The 18,191-nt window shown below is 41.0% G+C and carries 17 protein-coding genes; 9 read left to right on the top strand and 8 right to left on the bottom strand.

From position 1 onward, the window contains the following. Positions 1-30: 30 nt before the first annotated feature. Genes LI149_RS02055 through LI149_RS02045 form a run of 3 tightly spaced genes read right to left on the bottom strand, consistent with a single transcriptional unit; the run spans position 31 to position 3,259 of the window. Positions 31-1,188, bottom strand: a complete 1,158-nt coding sequence (locus LI149_RS02055) for an ABC transporter permease (protein ID WP_173786384.1) — start codon at positions 1,186-1,188, stop codon at positions 31-33. After that, positions 1,175-2,317 carry an ABC transporter permease gene (locus tag LI149_RS02050; protein WP_173786383.1) on the bottom strand — a complete coding sequence of 381 codons (1,143 nt, stop codon included), beginning with the start codon at positions 2,315-2,317 and terminating at the stop codon, positions 1,175-1,177. The genes LI149_RS02055 and LI149_RS02050 overlap by 14 nt, the downstream gene beginning before the upstream one ends. 12 nt (positions 2,318-2,329) lie before the next feature. Beyond that, complete coding sequence (locus LI149_RS02045; RefSeq protein WP_173786381.1) at positions 2,330-3,259, bottom strand: ABC transporter ATP-binding protein; 930 nt, start codon at positions 3,257-3,259, stop codon at positions 2,330-2,332. Positions 3,260-3,410: 151 nt separating this feature from the next. Between LI149_RS02045 and LI149_RS02040 the strand changes: the two genes are divergently transcribed. The 9 genes from LI149_RS02040 (at position 3,411) to LI149_RS02000 (ending at position 13,926) form a co-directional block, all read left to right on the top strand. Next, a complete protein-coding gene (locus tag LI149_RS02040; RefSeq protein WP_173786380.1) occupies positions 3,411-4,529 on the top strand; it encodes a sensor histidine kinase in 1,119 nt (372 codons plus the stop codon). 1 nt (position 4,530) lies between these two features. Beyond that, positions 4,531-5,154, top strand: coding sequence for a response regulator (locus LI149_RS02035; protein ID WP_005339183.1), 624 nt, complete (start codon positions 4,531-4,533; stop codon positions 5,152-5,154). A gap of 45 nt (positions 5,155-5,199) precedes the next feature. Continuing rightward, on the top strand, positions 5,200-6,384 hold the full coding sequence (locus LI149_RS02030; protein WP_168933678.1) for an iron-containing alcohol dehydrogenase: 1,185 nt from the start codon (positions 5,200-5,202) through the stop codon (positions 6,382-6,384). Then, positions 6,353-7,747, top strand: coding sequence for an MATE family efflux transporter (locus LI149_RS02025; protein WP_117494698.1), 1,395 nt, complete (start codon positions 6,353-6,355; stop codon positions 7,745-7,747). The genes LI149_RS02030 and LI149_RS02025 overlap by 32 nt, the downstream gene beginning before the upstream one ends. Positions 7,748-7,882: 135 nt before the next feature. Then, a complete protein-coding gene (locus tag LI149_RS02020; protein WP_117657056.1) occupies positions 7,883-8,260 on the top strand; it encodes a RidA family protein in 378 nt (125 codons plus the stop codon). A 26-nt stretch (positions 8,261-8,286) separates the two neighbouring features. Continuing rightward, on the top strand, positions 8,287-9,117 hold the full coding sequence (locus LI149_RS02015) for an Mrp/NBP35 family ATP-binding protein (protein WP_005339188.1): 831 nt from the start codon (positions 8,287-8,289) through the stop codon (positions 9,115-9,117). A gap of 233 nt (positions 9,118-9,350) precedes the next feature. After that, on the top strand, positions 9,351-10,679 hold the full coding sequence (locus LI149_RS02010) for a putative DNA modification/repair radical SAM protein (RefSeq protein WP_117613209.1): 1,329 nt from the start codon (positions 9,351-9,353) through the stop codon (positions 10,677-10,679). Then, complete coding sequence (locus LI149_RS02005) at positions 10,657-11,430, top strand: TIGR03915 family putative DNA repair protein (protein ID WP_227142914.1); 774 nt, start codon at positions 10,657-10,659, stop codon at positions 11,428-11,430. The genes LI149_RS02010 and LI149_RS02005 overlap by 23 nt, the downstream gene beginning before the upstream one ends. A 78-nt stretch (positions 11,431-11,508) precedes the next feature. Further along, entirely contained in the window at positions 11,509-13,926 is a 2,418-nt protein-coding gene (locus LI149_RS02000; protein WP_227142913.1) for an ATP-dependent DNA helicase, read from the top strand. Between the two features lie 275 nt (positions 13,927-14,201). On the opposite strand, the gene LI149_RS01995 is transcribed toward LI149_RS02000, so the two are convergent. From LI149_RS01995 to LI149_RS01975, 5 genes are all read right to left on the bottom strand, one after another. Then, positions 14,202-15,038 carry a hypothetical protein gene (locus tag LI149_RS01995; protein WP_227142912.1) on the bottom strand — a complete coding sequence of 279 codons (837 nt, stop codon included), beginning with the start codon at positions 15,036-15,038 and terminating at the stop codon, positions 14,202-14,204. Further along, on the bottom strand, positions 15,032-15,733 hold the full coding sequence (locus tag LI149_RS01990; protein WP_227078366.1) for an ABC transporter ATP-binding protein: 702 nt from the start codon (positions 15,731-15,733) through the stop codon (positions 15,032-15,034). Before LI149_RS01990 ends, LI149_RS01995 begins: the two co-directional genes overlap by 7 nt. A 1-nt stretch (position 15,734) precedes the next feature. Continuing rightward, positions 15,735-16,103, bottom strand: a complete 369-nt coding sequence (locus tag LI149_RS01985; RefSeq protein ID WP_227078367.1) for a GntR family transcriptional regulator — start codon at positions 16,101-16,103, stop codon at positions 15,735-15,737. 244 nt (positions 16,104-16,347) lie between these two features. Then, positions 16,348-17,259, bottom strand: a complete 912-nt coding sequence (locus LI149_RS01980; RefSeq protein WP_168933669.1) for a deoxyribonuclease IV — start codon at positions 17,257-17,259, stop codon at positions 16,348-16,350. A gap of 49 nt (positions 17,260-17,308) precedes the next feature. Beyond that, positions 17,309-17,995, bottom strand: coding sequence for a flavin reductase (locus tag LI149_RS01975; RefSeq protein ID WP_168933668.1), 687 nt, complete (start codon positions 17,993-17,995; stop codon positions 17,309-17,311). Between the last annotated feature and the right edge of the window lie 196 nt (positions 17,996-18,191).

Below are 18,191 nucleotides of genomic sequence, written 5' to 3'. Positions count from 1 at the left end.
GGGGCTTCTTCCCGTTTATATAAATGTAAATTATGCGGTCTGACGTCTCATACGGCCTGCAATGAGGGCGAGACTTAAGAATGCGAGGGCGAAGAGGAGTTGTATGCCGTAGCAGGTGTACAGGGTGTGAATCTGTGTTCCACTGAATGTGTTGTGGCTTTTCAGCAGGTTATTTGCAACTTCGTACCAGTAGACCGGAAGAAACTGGGCAATTTTCTGTACACTTTTTCCGAGAATATCCATACTGACGAAGACTCCGCACAGGAAGGACATTCCAAGGCTGACCACATTGACGACTGCACTGATCAGTTGTTCTTTGTCCGTAAATGTGGAGACAAAGAATGCCAGGCTTAATGCGGACAGAGACAGCATAAAACTGTTGATTAGATAGTATGTAAGATTTGTGTCTGCCAGAAAGGTTTTCCCATACAATATGATTGGAAGGAGTGTGCATAAAAACCAGACGGCAAGTCCGATGACTGTGCAGCCGAGCGCAAGCTGCAGGTTGTACTTCCGGTTGGAAATGGAAGTACACAGTATTCGTGAGCGGACTTCTGGATTGTTGAATGACATCATGATTGTTATAATGACATAGCATAGAATGGACAGGATAATGTAAGGCATATACTGATACATGTATGCGTGCATCGGAATATTTCCACCATATCCGTTCTGATCCAGCATCGTTACATGAGATTCTTCTGTCATAGCCTCATTAAGCATTACAGTGGCATCTTCGGCTGAATAACCGGAGGCAAGAAGCATATGCATTTCCTGAACCCATGCATTGACCTGACTGTCTACATAGTAACCACTTGTACTGCCCGGAACTTTTGTGACGGTAAGACTTGCAGTTTTGCTTTTACAGCTTTGAGTGAAATCTTTTGGAATCGTCAATACATAATAGACGTGCCGATAGAACAGGTTATCCTGAATGGCAGTTTTGGTATCCGGAATATCAATCAGATTGTGCCGGGAAGCCAGATAATCGGTCAGGGCTTCGGACACCGGACTTTTGTCATGGTCAATGACTGCAATGTCGAGTTTTGTCTGTTCAAACATTTTATCGGTATCTGTAAGTTCACTTTTTTGTACAGCAATTGTAATTGTGAGAAAAATGATAATATACATGAAAACATATCCGAGATTTCTTTTTGTAATTGTCAAAAATCCTTTAAATACTGTCATAACGTTCCCTCCTTACTCCTAAGAATGCAATACCAAGGAAAAGAATACTCATGATCAGCAGAGTAATCATACATCTCTGGTATCGTAACGTGTCATTGTAGACACTGATGCAATAGTAAGCATCACTTAAAACAGCCGCCGGATTGATACGGTTCAGAATGGGGGCATTCTGTTCTATTACATCTTTCATATTGCCAAACATCAGACCAGACAAAAAACCGGTCAGTAAAGTTGTGGAGGTACAGATGCCGATTTTTGCTGAAAATGTAAGTTTTCCGATGCAGCCGATCATGAGTCCCAGGCAGATTCCGATGAGACTTCCCATAAAATTCGTGGCAAGGATAGCCAGATAATTATTTCCCAGGTCAATGTCAAGAATATAGTTCACATAAAAAGTCAGAATCATTACATTTATGAAATGTATAAAAATCAGCACCAACATATCAATAAAAATAAGAAATTGTTTTCGGTAAGGGGTGATACTTCGTCTGGCTCCTAAGGGACTTAAGTTCGCCTGGGTATCACGTACTGCTTCGATACTTAGATATGCACCGGACATACAAGCATAGGCAATCAGGGCGAAGAAATACAATACAGTCGGATTTAATGTTTTTCCGCCGACACTTTTTTCCGTGATGAAACTGCCATTCGTCTGCAAGGAAGCAACAGCATCAGACAGACGTTCCGGGTGAGTCCTGGCAATTACTTTGAACAGATGTGCATTCTGGTTATAAGTATTTAAAAGAGAAGTCAGAATACTTTGGCTGACTCCATTTCTTGTGATTGTAAGAGACGGGATCTCTTTTATATAGTAGATTCCAAGAATCTCATCATTTTCCAGTTTCTTTTTCGCATCTTTTTCATTCTTTACGTCTTGAATATCTAGAACTCTCCCATTCATGGCGTCAAGGAAATCTGCAAAAAATGTACCGGATGACTTCGTTTCAAGCTTATTGATAACAGCAACGGGTACCGGATCCCAGTCGGAGTCTCCGGTGGCAGATATGCCGATATTTCCAAAGGAAATGTAGAACAGTGTGCCGAGAATCATTGGGAATGCAAGTGCCCAGAACATCATAGGCCGATTTCTTGTAATCTGTAGAAAACGATATTTTATTAAATGACACATAAAAATTCCTCCTTAGTCCCGAAGTTCTTTTCCCGTGATTTCCAAGAAGACATCGTTGAGTGTTGGAAGTTCTGAAAATACACGTCCGAAAGAAATGTTGTGATCTCCAAGGTATTTTAAGAGGCTGATCAGATTGTGTTTTCCTCCACTTAGGCGGATTTTTAATACCTGTTCTTCATAGGTCAGTTCAAATACATTTGGCATCGTACGGATTTCAGAGAGTGTTTCCGGATTTAGGTTTATAGCTTCGATGGTGATCGTCTCACCGGTTTTGATCATATTTTTCAGCTCTTCACATGTTCCGGTCGCAAGTACATGGCCATGATCAATGATTGCAATACGGCTGCAGATCTGTTCAACTTCTTCCATATAATGGGAAGTATAAATGATTGTAGATCCCTGACGGTTCAGTTCTAAGATTCCTTCCAGAATCCGGTTCCGGCTCTGTGGATCGACAGCTACCGTTGGTTCGTCCATGATGATAAGCTTTGGCTTGTGGGCAATACCGCAGGCAATGTTGAGTCTTCTAAGAAGACCGCCGGACAATTTTCCGGGACGTTTTTTTGCATATTCCGTAAGTCCCGCAAAATCCAGTGCTTCGTCCACCAGCTTTTTACGCTTTTGTTTGTCAGTTACATACAGACCACAGAAATAGTCTACATTTTCACGGACACTCATCTGATGAAACACAGCCACATTTTGCATGACAACACCAATCTCTTTTTTGATATCGTAACTGTCCGGGGTCATGTTTTTGCCAAAAATCTGAATCGTACCTTTGTCATATTTCAACAGCGCCAGCATACAGCCGATCGCGGTGGATTTTCCGGAGCCGTTTGGTCCCAAAAGTCCAAAAATCTCCCCTTCTTTAATGTCCAGGTTCAGGTGATCCAGTGCGATCAGATCACCATATCTTTTTACAAGATTTTCAATATGGATCATAGGAAATTCCTCCAGTTCTTAGTTTTGAGACTTGCATATTTCTTACTTGTAATTATAAATGTCTTATGCTTATAATGTTAGTGGCAGACGTCATAAAACGATGTGACAAATGTCATGTTTTGCTTTTTAGAAAAGTTAGGAGAGAACAAATATGAGAAGAATGACAGGGCAGCTTCTGTTAATTTTATATAGTTTTCTTTTTTTGTTGCTTTCGCCGGCTGACCTGAATTTTGTGGTGGGCTTTCTGGTGTCATTGATCTGTATTGGCATGCAGATGTTCTTAAAAGATGACTGGGAAAGGTATGTTCTGTTAATATGTATTTTAGCCGGAAGTTGGTACTGTGTGGGAATCTGTGAATTCCTGCCGGTTCTTTTTTATGGATTCTGGATGAAAGAGAACCGGGGTATCATGATACTCGCTGTGGCAGGAGGGATATTTACCGGTGCGTCAGGGAATGCGAATCTAAGTCATGGACAAATGTATCTTTTGATAGTTGGAATTTTACTGTCGCTTGTGTTGAAGTTAAAAGAAGAGGCTTATGAGGAGTTGGAACAGGAATACCGGAAAACCCGTGATGACAGTAAGGAAAGGAATCTGCTTTTACATGAAAAGAATCGCAGCCTGATTGAGAAGCAGGACTATGAAATATATACGGCAACACTTCAGGAGCGAAATCGCATTGCAAGAGAAATTCATGACAATGTGGGACATTTGCTTTCAAGATGCATCCTTATAGTGGGCGCAATGAAGATTGTAAATGAAGACGAAAAACTGTCCTCTTCCATTGAACAATTGGAGGAGTCGTTGAATACAGCCATGACCAGTGTGCGGGAGAGTGTCCATGACCTTCATGATGATTCTGTGAATCTGAGAGAAGTGACAGAAGAACTGGTGGGAGAGTTTACATTTTGCCCGGTAGATTTATCTTATGATATGGGATATGATGTTCCAAGAGAGATTAAATACGGCTTTATCGCAATTGTAAAAGAGGCACTTCACAATATTGTAAGGCACAGTGATGCAAGTAAAGTGAAGATAGTCATGCGGGAGCACCCAGCGCTTTATCAGCTGATCGTGGAGGATAATGGGACTGTGAAAGAACCAATACAAAGTGGCGGAGTAAAAGCTGTATCCAGAGAATATCAGTCTGGACAGGGTATGGGACTTCGCAATATGAGCGACCGTGTCCGGATGCTTGGAGGCATGATGCAAATTGTAAGAAAAGAGGGATTTCGTATTTTTATTACGATTCCCAAGGAGGTATCTTAAAATGAGGATCGTGATTGCAGATGACGATATGCTTGTATCAGGGGCACTTAGGACGATTCTGGAAAAAGATCAGGATATAGAAGTTCAGGGTATTGCCTCAAATGGGAAGGAAGCTATAGAACTTTACCGGAAATATGAGCCGGATGTGTTGCTGATGGATATCCGCATGAGTCCAATGAGCGGTCTGGAGGCATCGGAAGAGATTTTAAAAGAAAAACCAGAGGCAAAGATATTGCTCCTTACAACATTTTCTGATGACGAGTATATTGTAAAAGCGTTGAAATGTGGTGTGAAAGGATATCTTTTAAAACAGGATTATGCAAGTATTCTGCCGGCAATCCGGGCAGTGTGCACGGGGCAGACGGTGTTCGGAACTCAGATCATATCTAGACTGCCGGAACTTTTAGAGCGAAAGAGTGCTTTTGATTATGAGACTTATGAGATTACAGAAAAAGAACGCGCTGTTATGAAGCTTGTGGCAGACGGAAAGAGCAATAAAGAAATTGCAGGGGAAATGTTTTTAAGCGAGGGAACAATCCGAAATTATATCAGTGGGATTTTGGATAAATTGAATTTAAGAGACCGTACACAGCTTGCAGTTTTTTATCTCAGAAATTGCACATAAAATCAGCTGTGGATGAAAAATCTAAAAAAGAAGGAGAAATTGATGATGCAGAGTTTTGTACAGTATACCCCAACGAAAGTTGTATTTGGAAAAGACACGCAAAAAGAAGCTGGAAAGCTGGTCAGTGAATTGGGGATAACGAAGGTATTTCTTGTATATGGCGGTGGAAGTGTTATAAGAAGTGGGCTTCTCGATGAAATTAAGAAATCTCTTGATGAAGAACACATTTCTTATGAGGAACTTGGCGGTGTAAAACCGAATCCGCGTCTGTCCTTTGCAAGAAAAGGAGTTGAAAAAGCGATTGCTTTTGGAGCAGAGCTGATTCTTGCAGTAGGCGGTGGAAGTGCAATCGATACAGCAAAAGGAATTGCGATAGGTGCTGCAAATCCGGGCACAGATATCTGGGAGTTCTGGAAGAATAAAAAAGAATTAAAGAAGGCACTTCCGGTAGGAACCGTTTTGACAATTTCAGCAGCCGGAAGTGAGATGAGTAATTCTGCGGTACTGACAGATGAAGAGACGCAGGATAAATCTGGAATCGGAAGCGATCTGATTCGTCCGAAATTTGCAATTATGAATCCAAAGCTGACATACACACTTCCGAAATATCAGCTTACTTGCGGAATTGTAGATATTTTTATGCATACAATTGAACGTTATTTCACACCGGTACATGGAAATGAACTGACAGATGAGATTGCAGAAGGACTGATGCGTACATTGATCCGGAATGCAGCAAAGGCATATGAGAATCAAGAAGATTATGATGCTATGAGTGAAATCATGTGGTGCGGAAGTATTTCCCATAACGGAATTACCGGACTTGGAAGACCAAAGGATTTTCTGTGTCATAAGCTGGGACATCAGCTTGGTGCAAAATTTGACGAAGCTCACGGTGCAACATTATCTGCAGTCTGGGGAAGCTGGGCGAGATACGTCTATCATCTGGACGAGGCAAGATTTGCAAATTACGGAAGAAAAGTATGGAACATTGATGAGGAAAATGATGAAAAAACGGCTGTGGCAGCGATTGAGAAAACCGAAGAATTCTTCCGGTCTTTGCATATGCCGACTTGTCTGGGAGATATGAAAATGGGTGTACAGCCGGATGAAGTATTAAAAGAAATGGCTGGCAAGGCGACTGCAGGGGATACCATGAAAGTGGGCGCTTTCCAGAAAATGGGGGAAAAAGAGTTATATGAGATTTATAAAAAGGCAAACCACAGATAATCTAAATATTGACTGGCATGCATTTTACAGAAATGTATTTGCCTTAATTATTCCAATGGCGCTCCAAAATCTGATCAACGTCGGAGTGACTGCAGTTGATGTTATGATGCTTGGAAGAGTGGGAGAAAAAGTGTTGTCCGGTTCTTCGCTGGCAGGACAGATCCAGTTTATTATGATGCTGATCTTTTTCGGCATCACATCTGGAGCAACAGTACTGACAGCGCAGTACTGGGGAAAGAAAGATATCAGAACTATTGAGAAGATTCTTGGTATGGGACTTACAATCTCACTTGCAATTGCGGTAATTTTTATGACATTGGCCTTGACTATTCCGGGTCCTTTGATGCGTATTTTTACATCGGATCCGGAAGTAATTGCAGAGGGAGTGAAATACTTACGAATCGTTGGAATATCTTATCTTTTCATAGCGGTAACGCAGGTTTATCTGAATATTATGAGAAGTATTGAACGGGTGATGATTGCTACTTTTGTATATTTTATGTCTTTGGTTGTCAATGCAATTATTAATGCAATTTTGATTTTTGGACTTCTTGGATTTCCGGCACTTGGAATACAAGGAGCTGCAATCGGCACATTATGTGCCAGAATGACAGAGACATTGATCGTGCTTATTTATGCACATTTCATGAATCAGGATGTGAAAATTCGTCCTCGATTTATGATACAGATTGACAGAGTACTTGCAAAAGATTATCTAATCTATGCCATGCCGGTTGTGTTAAATGAAATGATGTGGGGACTTGGAGTCTCTGCGAATACTGCTGTCATCGGTCATCTTGGGAGTGCGGCGGTTGCATCAAATTCAGTTGCACAAGTAGCGAGACAGCTTGCCCAGGTCGTTGTATTTGGAATTGCAAATGCGACAGCCGTCTATCTGGGTAAGACGATCGGGGAGCGTAAATTCGATTATGCGAAGGCTTATGCAAAAAGATTTATCCGGCTGGCACTTATTATGGGCTGTTGTGGTGCATGTGTAATTTTAATCTGTGCTCCGATTGCAAATACATTTCTTGTATTATCGCCTGAGGCAAAAGAATATCTTTATATGATGTTTGGCGTCATGTCTTATTTTGTCATTGCACAGGCAGTCAATACAACATTGGTAGTAGGTGTATTTCGCTCAGGAGGAGATACGAGATTCGGATTAATTCTGGATGTGTCTACGATGTGGGGATTTTCTATATTACTGGGTGCAGTCGCAGCATTTTTCTTACACGCAAGTGTACCGGTCGTTTATATACTTCTGATGAGTGATGAGCTGGTGAAATTACCGCTTACGCTAAAGAGGTACCGCAGTTACAAATGGCTCAAAGATGTCACGAGGAATAACCTGGAAATTTAAAGCTGTGAAAGAGGGAGTAAAAGCAAAGATTAAAGGTAATTCGAGGTTGATAAATTACCTGAAAAGGTAGTACAATAGATTCAGAGCTCAGAAATACAGAGCAGTTTCAGAATAATGAAAGAGAGGTATAGGATTATGAAAATAATCGCAACAGAAAAAGCACCGGCAGCAATCGGACCATATTCACAGGCATATGTTAATAACGGAGTTCTTTATACATCCGGACAGCTTGGAATCAATCCTGAGACAGGAAATCTTGGCGGAGATACAATCGAAGAGCAGGCTGAGTGGTCTTGCAAGAATGTAGGAGAGATTTTAAAAGCAGCAGGTACAGATTATGAGCATGTACTTAAAACAACATGTTTCCTGGCTGACATTGCTGATTTCGGAGCATTCAATGAAGTTTATGCAAAATATTTCACATCTAAACCGGCAAGAAGCTGTTTTGCAGTGAAAGATCTCCCTAAGGGAGCACTCTGCGAGATTGAAGTAATCGCAGCAGTAGAAGAGTAAAAGAGGCCAGAAAGGAAGTTTTAGTTATGTCAGAGAATCAGAACGGATGCTCACCATCCGATTGCCAGGGGTGTGCACATGCAGGGACTTGTAATAGTAAACCGCAGGATTTTCATAAACCGGCGAATGCAAAATCACACATTCGTAATGTGATCGCAGTTGTCAGTGGAAAGGGCGGAGTCGGAAAATCGATGGTAACTGCATCATTGGCAAGAATGATGAGAGAACAAGGATTTTCTGTAGGAATTCTGGATGCAGATATTACAGGACCGTCTATTCCGAAGATGTATGGAATCCATGATACAGCAAAAGGAAGCGATGATGGAATCTTTCCGGAGATTGCAAAAGACGGAACAAAGATTATGTCTGTCAACCTGCTTTTACCGAATGAATCGGATCCGGTAATCTGGAGAGCACCGATTATTACAAGTGTTGTGACGCAGTTCTGGACAGATGTTATCTGGGGAGATCTGGATTATCTCTTTGTGGATATGCCTCCTGGAACTGGTGATGTTCCACTTACAGTATTCCAGTCACTTCCGGTGAATGGAGCAGTGATCGTAACATCTCCACAGGATCTTGTGCGTATGATCGTAGAGAAAGCTTACAAGATGGTAAGACAGATGAATATTCCAGTGCTCGGAATCGTAGAGAATTACAGTTATCTGACTTGCCCGGATTGTGGAAAGAAGATTTCCGTATTTGGAGAAAGCCATATCGATGAAGTGGCAGCTGAGTTAGGTATTCCGGTTCTTGGTAAGATGCCGATCGATCCGGCTCTTTCTGAGATGGTAGAGAATGAGAAGTTCTATGAAGTTTCGAATGAGTACCTGGCAGATGCAGTAAATAAAATATAAGAAGATTACAAGGAATATTTTGAAAAATATTTGCTGATAAGAGTGCAGAGATGTACTTCATGTAACAATAAAAGAAAGAGTAACCGACTGATATGTGAGAAGAAAGATATCAGTTGGTTATTCTTTTTTTATCCTGGCATCATTAAAATATAAATTGACAAATCGAACAAATGTTCTTATAATAAAAACAGAACAGATGTTTGTGCTATGATATTAGGAAAGCAGGAAAGAATATGAAGATACAGAATCCCATGTCTATCTATGAAAAATTAAATATTTTATCGGATGCAGCAAAGTATGATGTGGCGTGTACTTCCAGTGGAACGAAGAGAAAAGGTGATGGTTCCGGAATAGGAAACTGTACACAGTGTGGAATCTGCCACAGTTTTTCCGCAGATGGCAGATGTATTTCACTTTTAAAAATCCTGTTTACGAATGAATGCATTTTTGACTGTAAGTACTGCGTGAACAGAAGAAGTAATGATGTAGTGAGGACTTCTTTTACACCTGATGAAGTTTGTACGCTTACAATGGAATTCTATCGGAGAAATTATATTGAAGGACTATTTTTAAGTTCCGGCATTCTGGTAAGTCCGGATTATACGATGGAGTTAATCTGTGCAACACTTTATAAGCTGAGAAAAGAGTGTAATTTTCAGGGATATATCCATGTGAAAGCCATTCCGGGAGCAAGTCAGGAACTGATCCAAAAAGCAGGATTTCTGGCGGACAGAATGAGTGTGAATCTGGAACTTCCGACAGCAGAAGGATTGAAGCTATTGGCACCGCATAAATCCAGAAAGAATATCCTCGCACCGATGAGGCTCATCCAAGAAGGGAGGAATGAAAACAGCCGTGAACTGTCATTATACCGTCAGGCACCGAGATTTGTACCGGCAGGGCAGAGTACCCAGATGATTATCGGAGCAACTTTGGAATCGGATTATCAGATTATGAAGGTGACAGAGAGTCTGTATAAGAAGTTTGAATTGAAACGAGTGTTTTATTCTGCATTCGTACATGTGAATGAAGATAAAGCACTTCCGGCAAGGACAGATGACGGACCACCGCTTCTCCGGGAACATCGGCTCTATCAGGCAGACTGGCTGCTTCGTTATTATCATTTTCAGGCAGATGAATTACTGTCGGAGGAGGAACCTAATTTTAATGTTCTGTTTGATCCGAAGTGTAACTGGGCGCTGAAGCATCTGGAGTATTTTCCTGTGGAGATCAACAGGGCAGACTATGAGATGCTGCTTCGTGTACCGGGTCTTGGATATAAATCAGCAACAAGAATTGTGAAAGCGAGAAGACTTGGAACGCTGGATTTTGCAGATCTTAAGAAACTTGGAGTAGTACTGAAACGGGCGGTGTATTTTATTACCTGTAATGGGAAGACCATGTATCCGCTCAGGATAGAAGAGGAATCCATAGCCAGAAATCTTCTGGATTCCAGAGAAAAACTGCCACAGGAGGTGAGAAATCTCGGTTACAGACAGCTTTCATTATTTGATGATGTCAGGTTCCGGGAGAATTTCTATGAAAAAGATTTATGTGTGTAATGATACGATCACAGGAATATTTTCTGCAATTTATGATGCATGGAAAGAAGGAAGAGAAGAAAAAGAGTGTGGGATTGCAATAAAGGGAATGTTAGAACAGGAGCTTTTTTGTGAGTACATGTTGGTGGAGGAGAATCTTCACAAGGAACAGGCAGTAGAACGCTTGATCCGAAAACATCTGGGAGGACAGGCTTATGCTGATATCTGGCATGCATCTCTTGCTTCGGATAAGGATAAGGCAGATGCAATTTATGGGACAATGCTGGCTGCAAGAAGGCTTCGTGACAGTAAAAAGGTTATGGAACATTTGAGCCACCCACAAGTGGAACGTGTATTTGAACTGAGCAGGAAGGTAGGAAGTGAAGCCCATAATTATAAAGGATTTTTGAGATTTCGGGAGTTGTCTGGCGGGATTTTGTATGGAGGGATTGCACCAAAGAACAGGATACTGACTTGTATTGCTCCACATTTTGCTAACCGGCTTCCACAGGAAAACTGGCTGATCCATGATAAGACACATCATATGTATGCAGTGCATGAGGCGGGAAAGGAATGGGTATTGGTAGAAAATGAACGGATACAGGAGGAGAGGCTGGGACAGATATCGGAAAATGAACAGATGTATGAAAGTCTGTGGACTGCTTTTTGCAGGACAATATCTATTGAATCCAGGGAGAATCCAAGAAGTCAGATGCAGCATCTTCCACTCAGATATCGGCCGGAGATGACTGAGATGGCAGACGAGGTGTAAAATTACTTTAAAATATTTTATATTTATGTGTTATAATATGGGCGTTTACAAGAAGTGTCAGGGAAAGGGAGAAACACAATGGATCTTGAACAGCCTGTGATTCGCATTTCTGTGCGAAATCTGGTGGAATTTATACTTCGTGCGGGAGATATAGACAATCGAATAGCGTCGACAGATAAAGATACTATGCAGCTTGGAAGCAGAATCCACAGGAAGATTCAAAAGCAGATGGGTCCGGATTATCATGCAGAGATTTCACTAAAATATGAGATTCCATGTAAAGATTTTACGCTGAAACTGGAAGGAAGAGCAGACGGAATTATTGAGCTTCCGGAAGGAATTGTCATTGATGAAATTAAAGGTGTGTTAAGAGAACTGAATCAGATTAAAGAGCCGGTACCGGTACATCTTGCACAGGCAATGTGTTATGCGTATATTTATGCGGCATCTCATAATTTGCCGGAAATTGGTGTGCAGATGACTTACTGTAATATGGAGACAGAGGAGATAAAGCGTTTTCAGAGTGGTTACATATTCGAAGATTTGGAACGGTGGTTTTATGAGCTGATCGGAAAGTATGAAAAGTGGGCGAGATATCAGATTCAGTGGAAGAAAAAGAGAGATAAGTCGATCAAGGATGTGGAATTTCCATTTGCATACAGAGAAGGGCAGAAGAACCTGGTAACATCGGTATATCGGACGATACTTAGAAAAAAGAAGCTGTTTATTCAGGCACCGACCGGAGTTGGAAAGACAATCGCAACATTATTTCCGGCAGTGAAAGCAGTAGGAGAGGGATTGGGTGATAAGATATTTTATCTGACAGCGAAGACGATCACAAGAACAGTAGCCTGGCAGGCATTTGAGACATTAAGGGAACAGGCGCTTCGCATGAAAGTAATTGTTCTGACAGCAAAAGATAAAATTTGCTTTTGTGAAGAGACAAATTGTAATCCAGATTATTGCCCTTATGCGAAAGGACATTTTGACCGGGTGAACGATGCAGTCTATGAACTTCTGACATCTTCCGATGAACTGAACCGGGAGATACTAGAGGAACAGGCAAGAAAATGGAAGGTGTGTCCGTATGAGATGAGTCTGGATGTGGCGGTCTGGGTTGATGCAATTATCTGCGATTATAATTATGTATTTGACCCACAGGCGCATTTGCGCAGATTTTTCGGAGAAGGAAATAAAGGCGATTATCTGTTTTTAATTGATGAAGCACATAATCTGGTGGAACGGGGCAGGCAGATGTACAGTGCCAGTATCTGCAAAGAAGATTTTCTTGGAATTAAGAAAAAGGTCCGGTATGAGGATGAGAAGCTAACAGAGAGACTGGAAGATTGTAACCGGGGGCTTCTGGCAATGAAACGAGAATGCGAAGAATATAAAGTTCTAAATAGTGTATCGCATATTTACCTCAAGCTTTTAAATCTGATGACAGAACTGGAACGTTTTCTGGAAGAATGTGAGAAAGAAGATATCCGGGAAGAAGTTCTGGAGTTTTATTTTCACATTCGAAGCTTTATGGATATACATGAGCGGTTAGATGAGAATTATGTGATTTATAGTGAACTGGATGGGGAAGGGAAATTCCGGGTACATCTGTTCTGTGTCAATCCAGCGGGAAATTTGGGAGAATTTCTGCAAAAGGGAAACAGCACAATTTTCTTTTCAGCTACATTATTGCCAATTACATATTATAAAAAACTGCTTTCCACGGGAAAAGAAGATTATGCAATCTATGCAGAATCCCCATTTGATGTAGAGCATCGCCTGCTAATGGTTGGAGGAGATGTAAGTACAAAGTACACACGGAGAAATGAAGAGATGTATCAGAGATATGCCAGGTATCTGTGGAAGCTTTCAAATGGAAAGAAAGGGAACTATCTGGTATTCTTTCCGTCTTATCGTTTTCTGGAAGATGTCTATGAAGCTTTTGAAAAGATTCAGGAAAAGGAAGAGTTAGAAGCCTTCCCGGCTTTGGGTCATCGAATTATTTGTGTGACACAATCCCAGTCTATGTCAGAAAAGGACAGGGAGGAATTTTTGAATACATTTGAAGAGGAAAGAAAGGAAAGCCTGCTTGGATTTTGTGTCATGGGTGGTATCTTTTCAGAAGGAATTGATTTGACGGAGGATAAGCTGATCGGGGCCGTGATTGTAGGCACAGGACTGCCACAGGTTTGTCGAGAACGGGAGATTTTAAAGGATTATTTCGATCAGCACGGGCAGAGGGGATTTGACTATGCTTATCTGTATCCGGGAATGAATAAGGTACTTCAGGCAGCCGGACGTGTCATAAGAACAGACGAGGACAGAGGAGTGATATTGTTGCTGGATGATCGCTTTTTTGACAGGCGGTATCAGGAGACTTTTCCAAGAGAATGGGAAAACCAAAGAAGCTGCAGCCTTGGAAATATGGCAGAGCAGATAGAAGAGTTCTGGAAAAAAGAAAAGGAAGAAGCACAGACCGTCCGGAGAAAAGAATAAATATTGATGCATTGTTTTTCTTGCGTCAGGCGGTCTGTGATTTTTCAGATTCATATATATCAGCTGGGAGATGACTCCAACCTCTATAGGTGGTGAGAAACAAGCTGGTATCAGTGGTGGGAGTCAATCCCCCAGCTGATATAGCCTCCGGCAGGATTGCAGAGGTGCGCAGTAGAAGTATGTCATGCAATTGCATGACGCGCACCTCGCAGCAAGAATGCCGAGGCATTCTTGAACTGGTCTATGTTGTGAATAATGCTGTTGCTGTATAACGATTATGCCAGATTTAATTTACGGTTCAGACGATAATAAGTAATAATATAAAGAATCACACTCCATATAACCATCAAAGCCAGAGAGATTCCCAAAAGGCCGAGCATATACTGAGATGGTGTAGACATATAAAGTGTTGTACTTGTCCCAATCGTTACAGCCTGGGTGTTTAACAGTCCAAGTGGGATAAAAATCAAAAGACAGCTAATGCTTTCTACAAATGTAACGATAAAGTACATGGCAACAGCGCCAAAGACGCGATGACCGGTAAATATCTGTCCCAGAGAGATGCAGGCGTAATATAAAATAACATTTGCAACTGTTCCGGCTATCATGAAAAAGATGTAAAAGGCAATTGATCCAAAGACTCCAAGATGGGATCCCAAACCGAAAATTTCCATTAGGAGAGCTTTATTGCCGGAGAGAGAATCTTTTACATATGGCACCCAGGCAGCAATGTATATAGCGGCAAAGAGTCCAATTATGTCGATTATGCACCAGATTGTTCCTGCAATGACTTTTGCAATCAGGAGAGTTCCCTTTTTGACCGGCAGGGTGTGGGTCAAATATCCTTCGTCAGAGTATGTACTCTTATAAAAATGCACAGCAATGATAATTGAGGTTGCAAAAGCAACACAGGTAAGCAGGATAATACCAAAAGAAACAGTCAATCCAAGAATTAAGAAGTAAGTATTACCCAAGTTATGAACATTGTTGGCTGTAAGTCTGCCTGTGATCAGTATACGGATAAAAAATGCATATATAAGCAGGAATGCATGGATGATGATTAAAAAACGATTCATGGCTTTCATATCGTATTTGATGATTTTTCCTAACATTTGAATACCTCCCGGAATAATGCGTCAACAGATTTCTTTTGTTCTGACCGGATATCATCGACGGTTGCATTTAATACAAGTTCACCGTTCTGGATAAAGAGTACGCGGTCTAAAATATTTTCAATATCGGAAATCAGATGTGTTGAGATTAAAATCGTTGCATGTTCATTGTAATTACTTAAAATCGTGTGTAAGATGTAATCTCTGGCAGCAGGGTCAACACCTCCGATCGGTTCATCAAGTATATATAGTTTGGCGTCGCGGCTCATAACAAGAATCAGAGCTACTTTTTCCTGGTTTCCTTTGGAAAGAGTTTTGAAACGTGCTGTCTGATCTATGTTCAGGTCCTTCAGCATCGAAGTGGCTCGGATTTTGGAAAAATCTTCATAAAAGTCAGCAAAGTAAGAAACCAGATCTTGGATTTTCATGGAACCGTCCAGATAACTGTGGTCTGGGAGATAGGACACGATATTCTTGCTGTGGACACCAGGAAGTTCTCCGTCGATAAGAACAGTCCCTTCTGTCGGTGTTAAGAGGTCGTTGATCAGTTTGATCAGTGTAGTTTTCCCGCTACCGTTTGGACCAAGCAGTCCGATAATCTGACCATGGTTCAGTGTCAGGTTCAGATTGTGGAGAGCGTAGGCATTTTTATTGTACTTTTTGGAAAGCCCTTTACATTCTAAAATGGGTTTCATATTATTTTTCCTCCTTCATTGTATCTTGAACCAGTTCCAGGATTTCCAATCTGGTAAATCCAAGATGTTCCATTGATTTTAAAAATTCACGGATATGCTCGGTGGCAGTCTCTGTTTTTAATTGTTTTATCATTGTTTCGTCCTCCGTAATAAATCGTCCGCTTGTACGGCGGGAGTGTACCAGACCAATTCTCTCCAGTTCGGAAAGTGCTTTTTGCATTGTGTTAGGATTTACGGATGCTTCCATAGCAAGTTCGCGAACAGAAGGAAGTTTGTCCCCGGGTTTATAGGTGCCGGAGATAATATCATGCTGAATTCGTTCCATGAGCTGAAGATAAATGGGACGGTCACTATCTAAATACCATGGCATATTATGTACTCCTTTCATTTTGTATTGTTGTACTATCTGAGTAATACAATAATACAGATGATCGCAAGTGTCAAGCACAATTGTGAAAAAATGATTCATTTAAATATCAGGGGGCATTTTACAAGAATCTGTCAGTAGAGTTTGCTGAAAATGAGTAACAAAAAGCAGCAAACCTTTAAAGATTTACTGCTCAGATATCTATTTGTTTAAATTTAAAGTAGTACTGACTGATTGTAATAGTAACTTAATGTTCATTTTCTGCAATAATATTATCCGGAAAATTCTTATCGAACTGGCTGGCTCTTAACATTGCAATCTCATATTTGTATGGTGCGTAAGATTTCTTCTCTTTTGTTGGAGAAGGAATATATGGAGTTTCAAGGATTTTCGGAATTTGTTCAAAATCCGGGTGGTGTACGATATAGGAGAGGGCATCGAATCCAATTTCTCCAGTGCCGAGATTGGCATGCCTGTCTTTCTTTGCACCACGCACATTTTTACTGTCGTTAATATGAAAGACCGCAATCTGATCTTTACCGATCAAATGATCAAACTCGTCGATCACACCGTCAAAATTACCACGGATATCATAACCACTGTCGTGAGTGTGGCAGGTATCAAAACAGACACGCAGTTTGTCGCTGTAGACTACGCCGTCATAGATTGCTGCAAGTTCTTCAAAAGACCGGCCAAGTTCCGATCCTTTTCCCGCCATGGTTTCCAGTGCAATATGAAGAGGCGTGTCTTTTGTCAAGACTTCATTGAGCCCCTTTATGACCTGTTGAAGTCCGGTTTCAACTCCGGCACCGACGTGGGCACCAGGATGCAGAATCAGAGTCTGGCTTTTGCAGGCGGCCGCGCGGTCAATTTCTTTTGCCAGAAATTCCACGGCCAGTTCATATGTCTCAGGTTTTACGGCATTACCAAGATTGATAATATAAGGAGCGTGAACGACGATATCTGAAATATTTTTTTCGTTCATATAGTTCCAAGCGGCATCAATATTGAGTTCAGAAATCTCTTTTCTTTTGGTGTTTTGTGGTGCTCCGGTATAGAACATAAATGTATTTGCTCCATAGGATTCAGCTTCTTTTGCAGAACCAAGGAGCATGCTTTTTCCGCTCATGCTGACATGAGATCCAAGTTTTAAATTCATAGATGTAACCTAACCTTTAATTTAATATGAAATGTGTCTGTCAGACAAGTTATCGCTGCTTAAATTTATCCTTGCCCTGTTTACAGATTGGACAGACAAATGTGTCTGGAAGTTCTTCAAATGGAATATCACCATCATAGACATATCCGCAGATACTGCACACCCATTTGCCATTTCCGGAGGAATTACTGGAGGTGATTGAAGAATCAGAAGAAGCAGAATCTACTGTATCCGGATCTTCCGGCTGGTAAGTCGGTGCATTTTTCGGACTCTTGCCTTTGATGATATTGTGATAGTATGCATAGGTCATAGGTGTTTCCTGATTCAACGTATCACAGTCAATGATTTCCCCAAGAAAGACTGTGTGGGTATTTGTTTCCATTTTATCGATGACCTTACAGACAAGATAACCGCATGCATCATCGACAACGGCAATATTATGCTTTGTAATAAAAGGAACATTCATAAATTTGTCCACATCTCTGGAAGACTGAAATCCAAGCTGGCTGATGATATTGGGGTCAGTCTTTTCAGAAAGTATGGAAACTGCGAACATTCCACTTTTTTCAATGCATTCATGCGTATAATTATCATGATTCATACTGACAGCTAAAGTTGCAGGGGAAGAAGTAATCTGCATAATACTGTTGGCAATGCAGCCGGACATACGATTCTCCCCAAGTGCCGAAACGGCATATACACCATAAGATAAATTTCGAAGTACTTTTTTGTTCATAGGTAACCTCCCATCTATTAAATTGCATAATAACAGTAATTATTACTATTATAATAGCATGGATTTACTGGAATAGCAACCAGACTTTCTAAAAAAGCGTTGAAAATCTTGTGTGTGAAAAGAATTAAGGTTGTTGGCTTTATTTTCTTGTGCTAAAATACAATGTGACATATTTTGTAAATGAAAAATTACGATA

The sequence above is a fragment of the Dorea sp. 210702-DFI.3.17 genome (assembly GCF_020560825.1).
GTDB lineage: Bacteria > Bacillota > Clostridia > Lachnospirales > Lachnospiraceae > Dorea > Dorea formicigenerans.
This window is presented reverse-complemented; position numbering and strand designations above follow the sequence as displayed.

Bases quoted from the DNA above. Each gene is read 5' to 3' on its own strand.
- LI149_RS02045 (WP_173786381.1), bottom strand. From the start codon at position 3,259: ATGATCCATATTGAAAATCTTGTAAAAAGATATGGTGATCTGATCGCA.
- LI149_RS02050 (WP_173786383.1), bottom strand. From the start codon at position 2,317: ATGTGTCATTTAATAAAATATCGTTTTCTACAGATTACAAGAAATCGG.
- LI149_RS01985 (WP_227078367.1), bottom strand. From the start codon at position 16,103: ATGCCATGGTATTTAGATAGTGACCGTCCCATTTATCTTCAGCTCATG.
- LI149_RS02010 (WP_117613209.1), top strand. From the start codon at position 9,351: ATGAAGATACAGAATCCCATGTCTATCTATGAAAAATTAAATATTTTA.
- LI149_RS02040 (WP_173786380.1), top strand. From the start codon at position 3,411: ATGAGAAGAATGACAGGGCAGCTTCTGTTAATTTTATATAGTTTTCTT.
- LI149_RS02035 (WP_005339183.1), top strand. From the start codon at position 4,531: ATGAGGATCGTGATTGCAGATGACGATATGCTTGTATCAGGGGCACTT.
- LI149_RS01980 (WP_168933669.1), bottom strand. From the start codon at position 17,259: ATGAATTTAAAACTTGGATCTCATGTCAGCATGAGCGGAAAAAGCATG.
- LI149_RS01995 (WP_227142912.1), bottom strand. From the start codon at position 15,038: ATGTTAGGAAAAATCATCAAATACGATATGAAAGCCATGAATCGTTTT.
- LI149_RS02025 (WP_117494698.1), top strand. From the start codon at position 6,353: ATGAGATTTATAAAAAGGCAAACCACAGATAATCTAAATATTGACTGG.
- LI149_RS02005 (WP_227142914.1), top strand. From the start codon at position 10,657: ATGAAAAAGATTTATGTGTGTAATGATACGATCACAGGAATATTTTCT.
- LI149_RS01975 (WP_168933668.1), bottom strand. From the start codon at position 17,995: ATGAACAAAAAAGTACTTCGAAATTTATCTTATGGTGTATATGCCGTT.
- LI149_RS01990 (WP_227078366.1), bottom strand. From the start codon at position 15,733: ATGAAACCCATTTTAGAATGTAAAGGGCTTTCCAAAAAGTACAATAAA.
- LI149_RS02020 (WP_117657056.1), top strand. From the start codon at position 7,883: ATGAAAATAATCGCAACAGAAAAAGCACCGGCAGCAATCGGACCATAT.
- LI149_RS02015 (WP_005339188.1), top strand. From the start codon at position 8,287: ATGTCAGAGAATCAGAACGGATGCTCACCATCCGATTGCCAGGGGTGT.
- LI149_RS02000 (WP_227142913.1), top strand. From the start codon at position 11,509: ATGGATCTTGAACAGCCTGTGATTCGCATTTCTGTGCGAAATCTGGTG.
- LI149_RS02030 (WP_168933678.1), top strand. From the start codon at position 5,200: ATGCAGAGTTTTGTACAGTATACCCCAACGAAAGTTGTATTTGGAAAA.
- LI149_RS02055 (WP_173786384.1), bottom strand. From the start codon at position 1,188: ATGACAGTATTTAAAGGATTTTTGACAATTACAAAAAGAAATCTCGGA.